The following is a 14,936-nucleotide window of genomic DNA, read 5'->3' as shown; positions in this document are numbered from 1 at the left end:
ATTATTTTTTCGCAGTTCGATGATACTTAACAATCTCTTCGGCAACCATTAAAACTTCATTTTCGCGCTGTTCATAAAATTTCAAAGAAATTTTCTTTGGCTGATTTTCGAGTATTTCTGCTTCTACTCTGTCAATCAAGGGAGTGAGGTTATGTTTGTGCGTGTGTCTTATTTCACATTCCCAGACTGTTATGATATTCCAATCCAAAGCTATAAGTTTCTGTAAATTAGTTTTATCCCTTTTAACATTGGAAGTGATTTTATCAATCCAGAATTTTGTATTTGTCTTTGGCGTGTAAGCATATTTGCAGCCTTCGTGCCGATGCCAGAAACAACCGTGCAGGAAAATAACCGTTTTGTATTTCGGCAAAACAATATCGGGCTTTCCGGGCAGGTTTGGAACATTCACACGATACCGAAAGCCCTTTGCAAAAAGGGCTTTGCGCAATACCAATTCAGGTTTAGTATTTTTAGACCTGATTTTTGACATACATTCCGACCGTTTATTTTTGTCCCAAATATCCATTTTTTTAATTGCCAAATTACTATGTACAAAGTTAGAATTTAATTAGCATTCAAAAAAATCTTTTCTGATTTTTCATCAAAATGTTTATAGAGTATTGGTGGTTTTCAAAAAAATATTAACTTTATGTCGAAGTTATTTTAAGGTATGTGAAGTACATATAATCAATGCTGCCAGATTTTCGCTAAATTGTTACTAACAACTTATTACTTCTCAATTATAATCTATCAGTCAGATAAATACAAGAAAGTTTCTTATCCAAAACAAATATGGTGAAAGTATTTTATTACATGCATATATTCTCCGGTTATTTTTATATCCTTTTGTTGGCTTCTATCTTTTTTGTCGATTGCTCAACGGTTGAGTAATCAACAGCCTCATAATAACTCTGTAATATTGTATCATAAACGATATAATAAGGTCAATATGAATAACAAAAAGCCGGACTTGCGCTGGAATTATCTTAAAAGTGAACAGAATAGAGAAGTTACTTTTACCGAATAATCTAGAACCTGCTGGAGAACGATATTTTTAGATTAGAAGGAGTCCGTTTACTTACCAAAATCTCCGGCAGGATACTTTTGAGGGGTTGTAATGACGGCATGTAACCCTTTCATCGTGACAAAAAAAGATTTATTACAGCAACTTGGATGTGCTGTGTACCATATTGTAAGCAAAATGTAAAAATAAAAGGTTATGAAAAATGATCAAGACTGAAAGCAGTTCATTGGCTATGTTCGTGAGAAGCTACAAGAAGTCCTTCAACATGCTGGTCGTGCAGTAACATATTTTATGAGGACAATAATGTTGAATTGTCCATACTATAATGAATTTATTCTTAACCCGTGCCGATGAAATGCCACATCGTTTTTATAGTATGTCGGCAGAGATACGTAAGCAGCGTAAAGGCTATTATGAGATATTGGAGAAAACACAAAAAGGTGGTGTAGATGTAACGGGGTGGTTTGAATGGTTTCTTGATTGTTTGGAAGCGGCATTAGTCAAAACTGAAAAATCAATCAGTACGGTTTTACAGAAAGCAGCTTTCTGGGATAGGTATCGGTTAGTCTCCATGAATGAACGGCAAATAAAAATGGTGAATTTGCTTTGGGATGGTTTTGATGGAAAATTAACCTCTTCTAAATGGGCTAAGATTACAAAATGTTCTGCTGATACGGCTTTACGTGATATACAGGATTTGATGACCAAAGGTGTGTTGCGTAAAACGGATGAAGGTGGAAGAAGTACCAATTATGAACTTGTAATGTGATTGTTTGCGGAGATTAATGTCTGTATTTGCCGTATGATATGCGGAGAATATGAGTGCTAATCTCCGCATACAGTATACTGGCATCACTTGTTTTCTATAAATGACTTATATTCTGTTATTCGATACCCTCTCGGGTATTTATTACGTGATTATATTAAAAAGAGTACCCGAAAGGATATCAAATTTGTTATGAGAAGTCATTAAATAATTTAAATCTATCCTTAAGAATTCCGTTGAATAATCATTATTTCCCTAGTAAACGTTAAATAAGAACCTGAATCCATCGGTGTGATAGTTCGTGAAAAATGGTGTTTTAAGATTTTGGTTGTTCCTAAAGTCTTATTATATACTGTTTTACACGATACTCTCGCGCCGATCTTTGCATATATTCCTACCTGTACCTTTGTATCGTTCCCCTGGAAACAGTAGTATTAATCATTAAAATAAAAAAGCTATGACACTGAAATTTAGAAAGGTGCAGCGCAAGGTTCTTAGCGGTGACGATAAGGACAAGGTGAAGACTTATGCGATGGCACGGTCGTCGAACTATTGCGATATGGATAAGTTGTGTGAATTGATCTCCAGCCGCTCGGCGATGTCGAGTGCTGATGTGAAGGCGATACTTGATTCGTTGAACTGGGCGATGAGCCTGGAGCTTCGTTCGGGTAGTATTGTACAGGTGGGTGAGTTCGGTAGTTTTCGTCTTTCGATTCGTTCGAAAGGTGCGGAGACGGCGGATGCTTTCAATGCTTCCCTGATAAAAAAGGCACGGGTGATATTCTCGCCGGGTACCAGTCTGCGCTGGATGAGTGAGATCGTGAAGTTTGAAGAGGATGAAGACACGAAATCTAAAAAAGAAGAAAATCCGGATGATGACAGACCGGTGATTGAATAATTAAAAATGGTAAATAGGGGATTACCTGATTGAAAGAGAAAGGGGGGACGTATGAAAAAAGTTTCCTTTATTTTAGGAAAGAAAAAGCTTTTTCTTTCCTAAAATAAAGGAAAACTTATGAGGAAAGAGGTTCTCAAATCGCTGATTGCTATTAAGCAAAGTGAAATCCTGTTTGATGTGATAGAACGGGATGTGGAATTGCCATTTGCCTATTATCACTTGTTTAATATGGAAGATCTGTGTTCTATTAAAGCCTTATAATCTATTTTCATTTGATTTGGCAAAAATGAAATTTCAATAAAATCATACCATAGCGGTAATACTTTTCTAAATTTGTTGTATGTATTTTCAATAATCTTATCTTCAACTTTCATTGTTTTTAGTAGATTGTCAAAGTCAGATCTCTTTAATTTTCGTTTTTTTCCGTTCAGAGTCAGAGCAAGTTCTTCTGTGTCTTCAGGTATGACCAGCTTAGTCGATAAGAGATCATAAGCAGGCGTTAGTGTGGTTTCTTTTATCTTTTTATAGAGGGAAAAGTTTTTTAGGTGCATGTCTGCATTACCTGTAAGATAACAGAACAATAAAATCTCAACGTAATTGATCAAGTCCAGGACTGGGTACGCTGAAAACTCTACAATCTTCTTGGCTTACTATACATATAAATTTTAGCTTGTTTCATGGTTCTATTAAATTATTCCTGTCCATAGGCACGGCACCAAGTTGCATTCCGAACAGTTTTAATACCTGATTTACTTTATCCATTTTCAAGGTTTCTTTTCCTTGTTCTAGTTCGCGAAGAAAACGGAGTCCGACACCTGCTTTCAGCGCGAACTCTTCACGTGATAATCCAAGCGACTTGCGCTTTGATTTTACATATTCATTTAATGATAAGTTATTCATTTTTGATACCTCTTCGGGTACAAATATAATGAATATTTCTTGTTTGATACGAGAAGTCATTAAATAACCTAAATCTATCCCTAAGAATCTCACGTAATAATCATTATTTTCCTGATAAACGTTAAATAAGAACCTAAAACGATCGGTGTGATGGTTCGTGAAAAATGGTATTTTAAGATTTTGGTTGTTCCTAAAGTCTTATTATATACTGTTTTACACGATGATCTCACGCCGATCTTTACATATATTCCTACCTGTACCTTTGTATCGTTCCCCTGGAAACAGTAGTATTAATCATTAAAATAGAAAAGCTATGACACTGAAATTTAGAAAGGTGCAGCGCAAGGTTCTTAGCGGTGACGATAAGGACAAGGTGAAGACTTATGCGATGGCACGGTCGTCGAACTATTGCGATATGGATAAGTTGTGTGAATTGATCTCCAGTCGCTCGGCGATGTCGAGTGCTGATGTGAAGGCAATACTCGATTCGTTAAACTGGGCGATGAGCCTGGAGCTTCGTTCGGGTAGTATTGTACAGGTGGGTGAGTTCGGTAGTTTTCGTCTTTCGATTCGTTCGAAAGGTGCGGAGACGGCGGATGCTTTCAATGCTTCCCTGATAAAAAAGGCACGGGTGATATTCTCGCCGGGAACCAGTCTGCGCTGGATGAGTGAGATCGTGAAGTTTGAAGAAGATGAAGATACGAAACCTAAAAAAGAAGAAGGTTCCGGTGGAGATGACAGACCGGAAATTGAATAACTGAAAATGGGAAATTGAGGATTACTTGATTGAAAGAGGAAAGGGGAACGTATGAAAAAAAGACTGACTATTCAATTGGTAATGGCAATCCTGCTCGTAATGAGCGGGATTGTTCTTCTTTTCTCCGGTTTCTGGATTGCTCCGAAAGGGGAGATTCATAATAGTGTGCTGGTGGCTTTCGGGGAAACCTGCACATTTGCCGGAGCTTTGTTTGGGGTGGATTATTCGTATAAAATTAAATCGGTACAAAATGAAAGAGAGGATAAGTAGGAATTTTACTTGGGAAGAAATGACGTATAGCCGGGTGGCGGTGGAGAATGGGTTGCTGAATGAGCCGCCGTTTGAGGTGAAGCAGGCTATGATGGAGTTGGTGAAACGGTTGTTACAGCCTTTGCGGGTGGCTTATGGGAAGCCGATTGCGATCACAAGCGGTTACCGGAGTCCGGAGGTGAACAGGTTGGTGGGCGGCGTGCCTTCGAGCCAGCATGTGAAGGGGGAGGCTGCGGATTGTTATGTGCCTGATCCGAAGGAGTTGTTGGATGTGTTACTTTGCTGTAAGTTGCCTTTCGATCAGGCGATTCTTTATAAACGAAAGAAGTTTCTGCATTTGTCGTTTCGGGTAAATGGAGAGAATCGTTATCAGGTGATCATTAATAAATGAAGGGGGGTAGGTATGGATATGTGGGGTAGAAGTTTATTTGTTTCGGTTGGTTTGTTGGTTGTTTTGCTGCCCGGTTCTAGTGCCGGGCGGCGTAGTGTGCAACACCAGGAGATAAGGGAGGAGGTGCATAGCTTTCATAGTGATAGTATGTTGTTGAAAAATCTGTATCAGGCTTCTCGCAATAAGGTGATCGATATAGAGCATATTGTGTTTGATAGCTGTCGGTTGAATGGGGTGCAGTCTGTTACTCATGTCGCTATTAAGGAACAGGGGGAGGAGGTGGTTGAGTCGGTTGTTAGTTCTGGTTCTGTAGATGAGAACTGTTTTACTGGTTCTGATTCTTTTCAGAAAGGAAGTACTGTGGAGTTTTCTTATCCAAAGCGGATGTTGGTGATTGGGGCGGTGTTGTTGTTTTGTTCGTTATATATAGGTATAGCATTTAGAAAGCAGAAGTAAACTCCCAAATCCAGTTATTCTTTTATTTTGTTGATAACAAGGAATTTGCAGATATGGGTTCTTGGTGGCAAGGCAAGAACCATAAAGATCAGGATGAAATAGATATTATCGGATTGTATGCGGAAGAGAAACCGGATTTGTTCGCATACAGTTTACATATCTTCCATACAGAAATTTCTCACTTCAATTTTGTATTTCGAAAGTACTTTATTTCGGACTATTTCAACTTTTTCATTGAAATCGTTTGGGTTGAAGTTTTTGCGCTGCCGTTTTACTTCGGCGACTAATGCACGTTTATCATCTGCATAAATGCCTATTATATCTATTTCACAGGGATCTTTTTCTTTTTTGCTTTGCCACCATGAACCAATATTTCTGAACTCTTTACTTTCGATCATCATTTGCCTAAAATACATTTCAAGTGTTAACCCTGAATAGGTCGGATAGTCTTTTTTTATAATTTCTCCAAGTTGGTCCAGGTTTTCTGTTTCAATGAGATAATGATATTTGATGAAATATCGGAACCAAAATCGTAGGAATAAGTCGGAAATTTCAAAACGAACGGTTTGTGTACCTTCTTTTGCAAAAATAGGCCGTTTCTTTGCTATCAATTCGTAATCTTCCTCTAGTCTTCTTATATGACCGGCTATACTGGTCTCTCCCATATTTTTTTCAAGTTCAGATAATGTATTTCGGCCATTAGCGATGTCTGATAAAATAGCAAAATAATTACCATACTTTTTACCAAATTCTTGTATTAACAAAGCTTTGCCCTCGCTAAGGAATGGAGAATCAGATCGTACTATGTAATTAACCATGCTTTCCATATCTGTACATCCGTTTTGCATAAACAGGTCTATGTATTTGGGAACTCCTCCGGAAAATGTATATAGGGCCAGTAGATCCTCATGAGTATAGTTCGGTTTATAATCAGAAAGAATTTCTTTCAATACGGAGGTAGAAAAAGGCTTTAGCTTTATAATACTGTCACACCGACCATATAGTGGCTCCTTTGCATTTTGGAATATCTGTATCATAAGAGTGTATACAGAACCGCTGGCAATCAAGTTGACATGTGTCGTGTCTTTATATCTATCCCAGATGTCTTGCATTTGGCTATATACCGTCGGGTTGATATAGAAAAACTCCTGAAATTCATCTATTATCAGGTTGTAGGAAGTGTTCTTGCCTATATTCATAAGCATTTCAAAGAGTCCTGCGAAAGAGGATATTTCATTCGGAATATAGGTATTTAGTGCTTTGCTGGCTATTTGTGCAAATTGGCTGCAAAGCTGAGCTTCATTGCTTCGGCCTACAAAGAAATAAACAGTTGGTGTTTCTTCACAACTTTTGAGGATAAGCTTTGTTTTTCCAATGCGTCTGCGTCCGGTTAAGACCGTCATTTGTGAATGGTTGTTAAAAGCGATTTTCCTTGTTTTATCCAACAGTTTCAGTTCTATTTCACGATTATAAAATTTCATGATAGTAAATTTAGTTCATACTATTTTGAAAATATACGACAGTAAACTTTACGGCTGTATATTTTGCAAATATAGTGTATTTATCTATGAGTAGAAAATATATGGCCGTAATTTATACCGCTGTATATTTTTGCGGGATGGGTGGAGAATGGGTTGTTAGCCAATGCAGTTACGACTGCTTGCTTGCAGGCAGGACGCAAGTTAGGCATCGGTATTTTATGAGATATTAATAGTATTTTCCGATTCCCCCAAATCCAGTTATAATTTTATTCTCTTTCGTTTTATTGATAAAGTTGTTTAGTCGTTTTTCAAATTCTTCAGGCCGTTTCCTGGCTGCTTCAATGTATGCAATTCGGATACGTTTATATGGGGCGGAGAAGTGTTGATAATTTTTCCATGCTGTTTTATCTGCTTTCAATCTGTCAATTATATCATCTGGAAAAATAAAAGGGTCAGACAAAATAGTTCGTATTTTATCCTCAAATTTAGGGTGTATCATTTTATTTTCCAATAACCATTTAAGTCTTTCTTTGTTGGCTTGCGAGTATGTACTTTTAGGGTTTCTAGGCGTGAAACGCTGAATTTTATGTTCTTTGTCAAGTGATTTTATCGTACTGTCAATCCATTCGAAACAAAGGGCTTCTTCAACGGCATCATTGTATATAATGCTTTTTTTACCTGATGATTTCTGGGGAAAGACAAACCAAATTTCGTCTTTGGTTTCAAAATTGTCTGTCAGCCACTTTCTCCAATCTTCCCGATTTTCAAAGTACTTTATTTTATTCTCTGTTGCCATAATGGTCATCTTTTGGTAAACTCAATCGGTTCGATGTCATAATTTAGGGTTTTGATGTCGCAGTCTTCGTAATCTATCCCGTAACGCATCCTGATTTCAGCAAAATGCGGGCAGATATACGAAGGCATAGTCGGGTCGACAGAACACCAACCGGTTCCTTCTATGTAGCATTCGGGCCAGGGATTGATAGTTGTGAGTGATATTTCGTAATTATCTGCGTTTTTCGAAATTTGGGTAATCCGCTGGGGATAACAGTCTATTGCTTTAATATCGGGCTTCTTCACTGTAAAGGTGAAATTGACGGTATCCTGATTAGCCAAGCGGAAGTATTTGGAATATGATTGTGCAAAAACTGACTGTGCAATAAACATACACATACTCAGCATAAATAGGTATTTACTCATGACGTTTCGTTTTATGATTTACAAACGATGACAAAGTTAGTAAATATTTAGATGTTATGATGATTATGGGGAATAAACCTTTGGATGGGGAAATTTTCAGGTAGACTTGAAAAAAGTATCTTTTTTGAGAAGATTATCAAGTCTACCTGAAAATTTTTGTTTGTAGAGTAAGTGAAAACTGAAGTGAAAAACAAATTACTTTTTCAGTAAAATTGATTCTATCTTTTCCTTTAACTGGTCTTTAGGCATTGCTCCCTGAAGCATCTGGGGCTTTCCTTCCATAGGGATGTATAGAAGGGCCGGTATTCCCTGAATGCCGAATGCCTGGGCCAACTCTGTTTCTTTATCTACATCGACTTTGTAAATGTTGATCTGTCCGGCATATTCTTTGGCAAGTTGTTCCAGTGAAGGAGCGATCATCTTACAGGGACCGCACCAGTCGGCGTAAAAGTCGATGATGGCAGGTCTATTGCCCAGATATTTCCATTCATTCGGACTGGCTTCGTAATTATATACTTTCTTCAGAAAGTCAGCCTTATTGAGGTGTACAGGAGCTGCTGTCTCTTTTCCTGTAGTTTCGGTGTCGCTTGCTGCTTCGTTGTTTTTAGCCTGTCCTTTGCATGAGGCCAGCGTCATAAAACCAACCATTAAAGCTAGTAGCGTAAAGAATTTTCTACTTTTCATTAGATACAATTTTTGATATTGATAATTAATATGTCAAATCCTGTTTCCAGGTGATACCACTTATATCTGTCAATATAAGTTCGTAATTTCCTTTTGGCAAATCAGCCAGTGCTTTATCCTTTAACGTTAGCTCTGCTTTACTACCTAATGGTATGACAAGGCTATGTTTACCTGGAACAACTTTTGCCACATAATTGTTTTTGATGTCTTTTGCCGGAAATTCGGATAATTCTTCTCCGTTCCTGTTAAGAATAATATTTCCATTGGTATCTTTTAGAGTGATACCGATCAGAAAAGATCCATATACATCGGCACCTTCCACACGGTAAACGGTGAATGAAAGTTTATCCTGATCCAGACCGGCTGCTGATATCTCGATTTTCGGTTTGACAGATTTATTATGTAATTTTCCCCATACTCCGTTATGAAATACCTGATTAGTCAGGAGTGTCAGGAATAATATGGCCGTAGCACCTGTGATCGACATTTTTCCTAATACATTATGGCTGACAGGCAGTGGACCGGAGGTCAGCCATCGTGTCCATCCATATTCGTTGAACTGCGATATTCTGGAAATAAGCTTATTATCGAGTGAAAACTTTCCTCCACCTGACAGGAAGATCGTGAAACCGGCGGCGATGCCCAGAACGCCTATTTGCCATTCATCCAGACAGGTTGTTCCCAGCCAACCTGAACCTAATAATATTCCGGTAGCAAGGCTTAACACTCCGATACTCATCAATCGGGTAAAGAAGCCGAGCATGAAAAGCAATCCGACAATTCCTTCAATGATTGTAAATATAACCATCGACCACCAGAGCTGTTCCGGATTGGATACGAGATATTCGATGAGAGGCTTTATACCGAATGAGTTGGGAAGAAAATGATTGAATTTTTCTCCAATGTAACCGGCTGTGTCGGGAATCAATTTATTTTCCAGTATCAACCTTCGCCAGAAAGCGGAAAAATAAGTCCAGCCAACAACCAGGCGCAGTGCAAATGTAAACATTCCGAATAAAGAATATGATTGCTGCATATTCTGTTTTTCTTCTATTTCCATATCTATAAGTTATTTATCTTTATTTGTTGAAACTTTATTTTCTTTTTGGAAAGAGCTGAAAAGTAATCCCCCGATGATGCTTCCCCAAATCGAACTGTTGATTGGTGAAGAAGTTATAGGGCATGTCCCTGTTGTACAACCGATAAATTTCCAATAAAGAAATCCTCCAAGTGCGCCTATTGCTATCCCCAGCAATGTGAGCCAGTGTCTTTTGATGTATTCTCTTGCCATTGTAAAATCTCCTAGTGTTGTTGAGTTATTAATATCTTTTCCCTTGCAAGGATTATAATACAAACGTATATTGTATTTTCTAATAAAACAAGTTTCTACTGGAAAATATATATAGGCGTAACAAACTTTCACGAAAAAGTCTATCAACAGCAGTTTCAAAACCGATTTATTGTGAAGTTTTTTTTCTCCTTCGCATTTTTATACAAAATCGTATAGTGGACTTTATTCCCTGTTTGTCTACTTTATAAACATTATAAGATAGAATGGATCTTTACTATCCGGGAAGTCGATTTTCAGCAAAAAACGGCCGATCGGATTTGATATGATTGAAATTATCTATCTTTGTGGTCAAAGAAAGGTAATCAATGACTCAAAAATATCCATCCGCTTTATTGGAAAATGCAGTAAATGAGTTGGCTTCTCTTCCCGGAGTGGGGAGGAAGACGGCTTTGCGACTGGCTTTATATATGTTACGCCGGGATGAAGGTTATACGGAAAATTTTGCATCCGCTTTGCTGGCCTTGCGGAAAGAAGTGAAGTATTGCAAAGTCTGTCATAATATCTGTGACGATGAGATGTGTTCTATCTGTGCTGATCCTAAACGGGATCAGTCGACCGTTTGTGTGGTTGAAAATATCAAGGAAGTAATGGCGATCGAAAATACCGGGCAGTTTCGTGGTGTTTACCATGTTCTTGGAGGGATTATTTCGCCGATGGACGGTATTGGCCCGGGCGATTTGCAGATAGACAGTCTGGTGCAGCGGGTAGCTAACGAAGAAGTAAAGGAAATTGTCCTTGCACTTAGTACTACGATGGAAGGGGACACGACCAATTTTTTTATCTATCGCAAGCTATCCCCTTATAATGTGAAGATAACCGTCATTGCCCGTGGTGTTTCTATTGGTGATGAGATTGAGTATGCGGACGAAATAACATTGGGACGTTCTATTGTGAACCGTACCAGTTTTAATGACTCAATAAAAATATAATCTGATTCTTATGTACGAAACCAAGATTTCCGTTATCATCGTAAACTATAATGTAAAGCATTTCCTGGAACAATGTCTTTATTCGGTTCAGGCTGCTGTTGCCGGACTCGATGCTGAGGTTTTTGTTGTGGACAATAATTCGACGGATGGTTCTGTCGATTATCTCCGTCCCCGGTTTCCGGAAGTGATATTTATAGAAAATAAGGATAATCCGGGATTTGCCAAGGCCAATAATCAGGCGATCCGTCAATGCAACGGAGAGTATGTTTTGTTGCTTAATCCGGATACAGTGATAGGCGAGGAGAGTCTTCGAACTCTGTGTTTCTTCATGGATGAACATCCGAATGCAGGTGGGATAGGTGTAAAGATGCTGGATGGGCATGGGGTATTCCTGCCTGAAAGTAAGCGGAGTTTTCCTTCTCCCTGGGTTTCGTTCTGTAAGATCTTCGGTTTGTCGAAGTTGTTTCCGAAATCCCGTGTTTTTTCAAGATATAGCCTGGCGTATCTGGATAAGGAGAAACAACATAAAGTGGATGTGCTGGCCGGTGCATTTATGTTGCTGCGCCATGAAGCGCTGGATAAGACCGGACTCCTGGATGAAGATTTCTTTATGTATGGCGAGGACATCGACCTGTCGTACCGGATGGTGTTGGGTGGCTATAAAAACTATTATATCCCCGAGCGTATTCTTCATTATAAAGGAGAAAGTACCAAGCATGGCGATATGAAATATGTAAAGGCATTTTACGGTGCCATGTTGATTTTCTTCAAGAAATATTATCCTCATTCCGGCTGGCTGATGGGATTTTTTATCCGGCTGGCTATCGGGTTGCGTGCTTCAATGGCTGCTTTATCGCGTTTGTTGGGAGTAAAGCCAAAGTCCAAAAGCAAGCATAAACGCTTACTGGTTGTTTGCCGTGAGGAAAATTTTGAAGCGATTAAGGCTGCCTGCGTAAAACAGATGCCGGAACTGGAACATGTAAATCTTTGGGACCTGGATGAGGAACGTGTAATGGATGCTATCTGCCGCCGCAATCAGATGAAGGAGTTTACGGATTATGCTTTTTGTTATCCGGATGCCCGTTTTGAACAGATGCTTCTGTTTATGGATACGCTGGTCGACAAGAAAGTTACTTATCATATTTATTGTAAAAAAAGCGGACAACTAATATCACCGGGAAAATAATATGGCACAACTGGAAAATGAAACGATCCGTCTCCGTGCACTAGAGCCGGAAGATCTGGAACTTTTGTATCGCTGGGAAAATAATCCGGAGCTTTGGAGTCTTGGAAATACAATGTCTCCTTATTCGCGTTATATACTGAAAGAGTATATTCGTGAGTCGCATCGTGATATCTTCGACCTGAAGCAGTTACGCCTGATGATCGAGCTCCGTTCAACGGGGGCGGCTGTCGGTACTGTCGACCTGTACGATTTCGAACCGCATCATCGGCGTGCCGGTATCGGTATTTTACTGGAACCTGTTTATCAGAGAAACGGATTGGCTACCGAAGCAATGAATGTACTGATGGATTATGCGTTCTCTTTTCTGAAACTGCATCAGTTATATGTGCATATACCCGTCGATAACGAGGCCAGCAAAGCTCTTTTTACCCGCTGCGGATTTACCGTTACAGGTATCATGACAGATTGGATCATCACAGAAAACGGGTATTCTGATGTACTGATGATGCAAAAAGTAAATAAACAAATTGTGTGATAATTTAATTCAGATAAGGATCTTTCGGATATTTAGTCCATGCCTCGTAGTTACTGCCTAACTGTTCGAGTGAGTTCTTCCAGAAACTTTCTCCATCGGCAAGTAATACATTTTCTTTAGCTGCGTGACTGACTACCCACGAGTTTTTATTGATCTCGTTTCCCAACTGTCCTTCCGTCCATCCCGAATAACCGAGGAAAAACTTTACTTTTCCTTCAATCGAATGGCCATTCTGTATATAACGTTTCAATGCTTCGAAATCACCGTCGAAATACAGGCGGTCTTTGATCTTTACAGAGTCGGGTACGATTAGATCTCCCAATGAATGGATAAAGAACAACCGGTTGGCACTTACCGGGCCACCCAGATAGATTGGTATTTCCGGATACTCTTCCAGTTCCGGAAAAAAAGTATTTACAATCAGATCCGTTTTCTTATTTAATACAAACCCCATCGATCCCTGCGTATTATGTTCTACCAGTAGAACAACAGAACGCTGGAAATAAGCATCTTGCAGGAAAGGTTCTGATATGAGTATGCTTCCTTGTGCAGGAAGGAGATTATTATGCGTAATTTTGAATATGTTATTATATGTAGCCATAGTGAAGATTGCTTACTGTTGTTAGACAGGGACAATATATGGCTTTTGATGTTAAGAAGCAAACGAAAAACCCGGCATTTGGGTTAATAAGTGTAAAATAAATGCCGGGTTTGTGTTAATTATAAGGTATGATTTTCTTTGAATAGCTTTAAACGCTCTTCAAGCAGATCATATTGATGCGGTTTGATAAACGAAGTGCAGGCGCGAAGTCCTTCCTGATTACTTCCTGTCGTGCTTAATGAGATAGCACTTACGCCGTAATAGATCAGTTCTTCCATTAACTGTCCGCCGGTCATTCCGGGATAGGCGATCGTGAAATAGAAACCGTCGGCAATAGGCTCGTTGAGGTCATGGTCGTAAACGATTGTAAAACCATAATCTGTAAAGATTTTCTTTAATCTTTCTGCACGGCGTCCATATTCTTTAACTTCCGAGATAAAATCAAACTGTCCGTCGGATGCAGCTTTGAACATGGCAGCCAATGCAATCTGTGCCGAGTGGCTGGTTCCTGATGACAGGGCGTATAAAACACGGTGAATATATACTGTACCGAAAGTGCCACCGCCATAACGCTTGGTCAGTCCCGGATAGGCACGATGGTAAAGTTTATTGGAGATAGCCGTCACGCCGATACGCTGTCCGGCATAGCTGAATGCTTTGGAACCGGATATCTGTAAAATGTAATTATCTGTATAATGGGCAACGCTTGCCTGGTAAGGTGCTTCAAACGGTTTGCCAAGTTCTTTGCGGAAGTCCATAGCGAAATAGGCGAGGTCTTCGATCACGATCGTATCGTATTTGTTTGCCATTTCGCCGATAATCTTCAATTCATCGTCTGTCAGGCAGAACCAGGCTGGGTTGTTGGGGTTGGAGTAGATCATAGCTGCGATATTGCCTTTGGAAAGATGTTCTTCCAGGATGGCGCGCAGTTTTTCTCCACGGTATTCGTATACGTCGAATGATTCGTATTTATAGCCCATCACAACGATTTGTTGTTTCTGGACAGGAAATCCCGGGTCGATGAACAGGATGGTGTCTTTTCCTTCCGTGCATTGTCCGCTAGTGAGGAAAGAGGCAAATGTTCCCTGCATGGAGCCGGTTACCGGAACACAACATTCCGGAGCAATATCTATATTAATGAATGCCTTGATGAATCTGGAGGCTTCTGCTTTTACTTCCGGCGTACCGTTGATGTTCGGGTAAATGGAAGCGATGCCGTTCTGTAATGCTTTGACTTCTGCGTCTACACCCACTTGTGCCGCTTTTAATCCGGGAACACCCATTTCCATGTGTATGAACTCGGTATTTGTTTCCTGTTCCAATTGTGTGGATATGGCAACAACTTCACGAATCGTTGCTTTCCCGAAATCCGGTAATCCGTAGCCATCTATTATTCGTCTGGCAGTCTGATAATCTACTGGAGTATTCTTCATGTCTGTTATATTTATATGGAGGACAAAAGTAAAAAAATAATCAATCCAATGTGAAATATTTGTGTGAAACTGTT

At 39.4% G+C, this 14,936-nt stretch carries 21 protein-coding genes; 10 read left to right on the top strand and 11 right to left on the bottom strand.

The window, feature by feature from the left end; translation table 11 throughout:
• Position 1: 1 nt before the first annotated feature.
• On the bottom strand, positions 2 to 526 hold the full coding sequence (locus C825_RS16835; RefSeq protein ID WP_044214468.1) for a very short patch repair endonuclease: 525 nt from the start codon (positions 524 to 526) through the stop codon (positions 2 to 4).
• Between the two features lie 823 nt (positions 527 to 1,349).
• Between C825_RS16835 and C825_RS16830 the strand changes: the two genes are divergently transcribed.
• From C825_RS16830 to C825_RS16820, 3 genes are all read left to right on the top strand, one after another.
• Positions 1,350 to 1,793, top strand: a complete 444-nt coding sequence (locus C825_RS16830) for a Fic family protein (protein WP_081615951.1) — start codon at positions 1,350 to 1,352, stop codon at positions 1,791 to 1,793.
• A gap of 454 nt (positions 1,794 to 2,247) precedes the next feature.
• Positions 2,248 to 2,688 (top strand): HU family DNA-binding protein, encoded by a 441-nt coding sequence (locus C825_RS16825; RefSeq protein WP_016212994.1) that lies wholly within the window; start codon positions 2,248 to 2,250, stop codon positions 2,686 to 2,688.
• A 117-nt stretch (positions 2,689 to 2,805) separates the two neighbouring features.
• Positions 2,806 to 2,949, top strand: coding sequence for a hypothetical protein (locus C825_RS16820; protein ID WP_010803340.1), 144 nt, complete (start codon positions 2,806 to 2,808; stop codon positions 2,947 to 2,949).
• On the opposite strand, the gene C825_RS27750 is transcribed toward C825_RS16820, so the two are convergent.
• Positions 2,904 to 3,293 (bottom strand): HipA domain-containing protein, encoded by a 390-nt coding sequence (locus tag C825_RS27750; RefSeq protein ID WP_157310096.1) that lies wholly within the window; start codon positions 3,291 to 3,293, stop codon positions 2,904 to 2,906. The genes C825_RS16820 and C825_RS27750 overlap by 46 nt on opposite strands.
• A 70-nt stretch (positions 3,294 to 3,363) precedes the next feature.
• Positions 3,364 to 3,588: a helix-turn-helix domain-containing protein gene (locus C825_RS16815; protein ID WP_044214648.1), complete on the bottom strand. Its 225-nt coding sequence runs from the start codon at positions 3,586 to 3,588 to the stop codon at positions 3,364 to 3,366.
• A gap of 313 nt (positions 3,589 to 3,901) precedes the next feature.
• Between C825_RS16815 and C825_RS16810 the strand changes: the two genes are divergently transcribed.
• From C825_RS16810 to C825_RS16795, 4 genes are read left to right on the top strand one after another with little or no spacing between them, the layout of a single operon-like run.
• The gene (locus C825_RS16810; protein WP_007659352.1) at positions 3,902 to 4,345 is read left to right on the top strand and encodes an HU family DNA-binding protein; all 444 of its coding nucleotides are present in this window, start codon (positions 3,902 to 3,904) and stop codon (positions 4,343 to 4,345) included.
• Positions 4,346 to 4,396: 51 nt separating this feature from the next.
• Complete coding sequence (locus C825_RS16805) at positions 4,397 to 4,615, top strand: hypothetical protein (RefSeq protein WP_007659354.1); 219 nt, start codon at positions 4,397 to 4,399, stop codon at positions 4,613 to 4,615.
• Entirely contained in the window at positions 4,596 to 5,006 is a 411-nt protein-coding gene (locus tag C825_RS16800; protein WP_010803336.1) for a D-Ala-D-Ala carboxypeptidase family metallohydrolase, read from the top strand. The genes C825_RS16805 and C825_RS16800 overlap by 20 nt, the downstream gene beginning before the upstream one ends.
• Before the next feature lie 12 nt (positions 5,007 to 5,018).
• Positions 5,019 to 5,462 carry a hypothetical protein gene (locus C825_RS16795; RefSeq protein WP_010803335.1) on the top strand — a complete coding sequence of 148 codons (444 nt, stop codon included), beginning with the start codon at positions 5,019 to 5,021 and terminating at the stop codon, positions 5,460 to 5,462.
• Positions 5,463 to 5,614: 152 nt separating this feature from the next.
• On the opposite strand, the gene C825_RS16790 is transcribed toward C825_RS16795, so the two are convergent.
• The 6 genes from C825_RS16790 to C825_RS16765 form a co-directional block, all read right to left on the bottom strand.
• Positions 5,615 to 6,943 (bottom strand): ATP-binding protein, encoded by a 1,329-nt coding sequence (locus C825_RS16790; protein ID WP_010803334.1) that lies wholly within the window; start codon positions 6,941 to 6,943, stop codon positions 5,615 to 5,617.
• A gap of 226 nt (positions 6,944 to 7,169) precedes the next feature.
• Positions 7,170 to 7,739 carry a YdeI/OmpD-associated family protein gene (locus tag C825_RS16785; RefSeq protein ID WP_044214647.1) on the bottom strand — a complete coding sequence of 190 codons (570 nt, stop codon included), beginning with the start codon at positions 7,737 to 7,739 and terminating at the stop codon, positions 7,170 to 7,172.
• A 5-nt stretch (positions 7,740 to 7,744) separates the two neighbouring features.
• A complete protein-coding gene (locus C825_RS16780) occupies positions 7,745 to 8,143 on the bottom strand; it encodes a hypothetical protein (protein ID WP_010803331.1) in 399 nt (132 codons plus the stop codon).
• 195 nt (positions 8,144 to 8,338) lie between these two features.
• Entirely contained in the window at positions 8,339 to 8,827 is a 489-nt protein-coding gene (gene trxA, locus C825_RS16775) for a thioredoxin (protein WP_010803330.1), read from the bottom strand.
• Between the two features lie 25 nt (positions 8,828 to 8,852).
• On the bottom strand, positions 8,853 to 9,887 hold the full coding sequence (locus C825_RS16770; protein ID WP_010803329.1) for a TQO small subunit DoxD: 1,035 nt from the start codon (positions 9,885 to 9,887) through the stop codon (positions 8,853 to 8,855).
• Between the two features lie 9 nt (positions 9,888 to 9,896).
• Complete coding sequence (locus C825_RS16765; RefSeq protein WP_044214645.1) at positions 9,897 to 10,118, bottom strand: DUF6132 family protein; 222 nt, start codon at positions 10,116 to 10,118, stop codon at positions 9,897 to 9,899.
• A 365-nt stretch (positions 10,119 to 10,483) separates the two neighbouring features.
• Here C825_RS16765 and recR point away from each other — a divergent pair, with 365 nt between their 5' ends.
• From recR to C825_RS16750, 3 genes are read left to right on the top strand one after another with little or no spacing between them, the layout of a single operon-like run.
• On the top strand, positions 10,484 to 11,107 hold the full coding sequence (recR, locus tag C825_RS16760) for a recombination mediator RecR (RefSeq protein ID WP_007659371.1): 624 nt from the start codon (positions 10,484 to 10,486) through the stop codon (positions 11,105 to 11,107).
• A 10-nt stretch (positions 11,108 to 11,117) separates the two neighbouring features.
• Positions 11,118 to 12,293, top strand: a complete 1,176-nt coding sequence (locus C825_RS16755; RefSeq protein WP_010803328.1) for a glycosyltransferase family 2 protein — start codon at positions 11,118 to 11,120, stop codon at positions 12,291 to 12,293.
• Between the two features lies 1 nt (position 12,294).
• On the top strand, positions 12,295 to 12,828 hold the full coding sequence (locus C825_RS16750; protein WP_010803327.1) for a GNAT family N-acetyltransferase: 534 nt from the start codon (positions 12,295 to 12,297) through the stop codon (positions 12,826 to 12,828).
• 4 nt (positions 12,829 to 12,832) lie between these two features.
• On the opposite strand, the gene C825_RS16745 is transcribed toward C825_RS16750, so the two are convergent.
• Together C825_RS16745 and C825_RS16740 are read right to left on the bottom strand one after the other, a co-directional pair.
• Positions 12,833 to 13,429, bottom strand: a complete 597-nt coding sequence (locus C825_RS16745; RefSeq protein WP_010803326.1) for a YqgE/AlgH family protein — start codon at positions 13,427 to 13,429, stop codon at positions 12,833 to 12,835.
• Positions 13,430 to 13,548: 119 nt separating this feature from the next.
• Positions 13,549 to 14,862, bottom strand: a complete 1,314-nt coding sequence (locus tag C825_RS16740; RefSeq protein WP_010803325.1) for an aminotransferase class I/II-fold pyridoxal phosphate-dependent enzyme — start codon at positions 14,860 to 14,862, stop codon at positions 13,549 to 13,551.
• Positions 14,863 to 14,936 lie beyond the last annotated feature (74 nt).

The sequence above is a fragment of the Parabacteroides sp. ASF519 genome, assembly GCF_000364265.2.
Classification (GTDB): Bacteria; Bacteroidota; Bacteroidia; order Bacteroidales; family Tannerellaceae; genus Parabacteroides; species Parabacteroides goldsteinii.
Note: the sequence above shows the minus strand (reverse complement) of the source record. Positions and strands in the feature narration are given on the sequence as shown.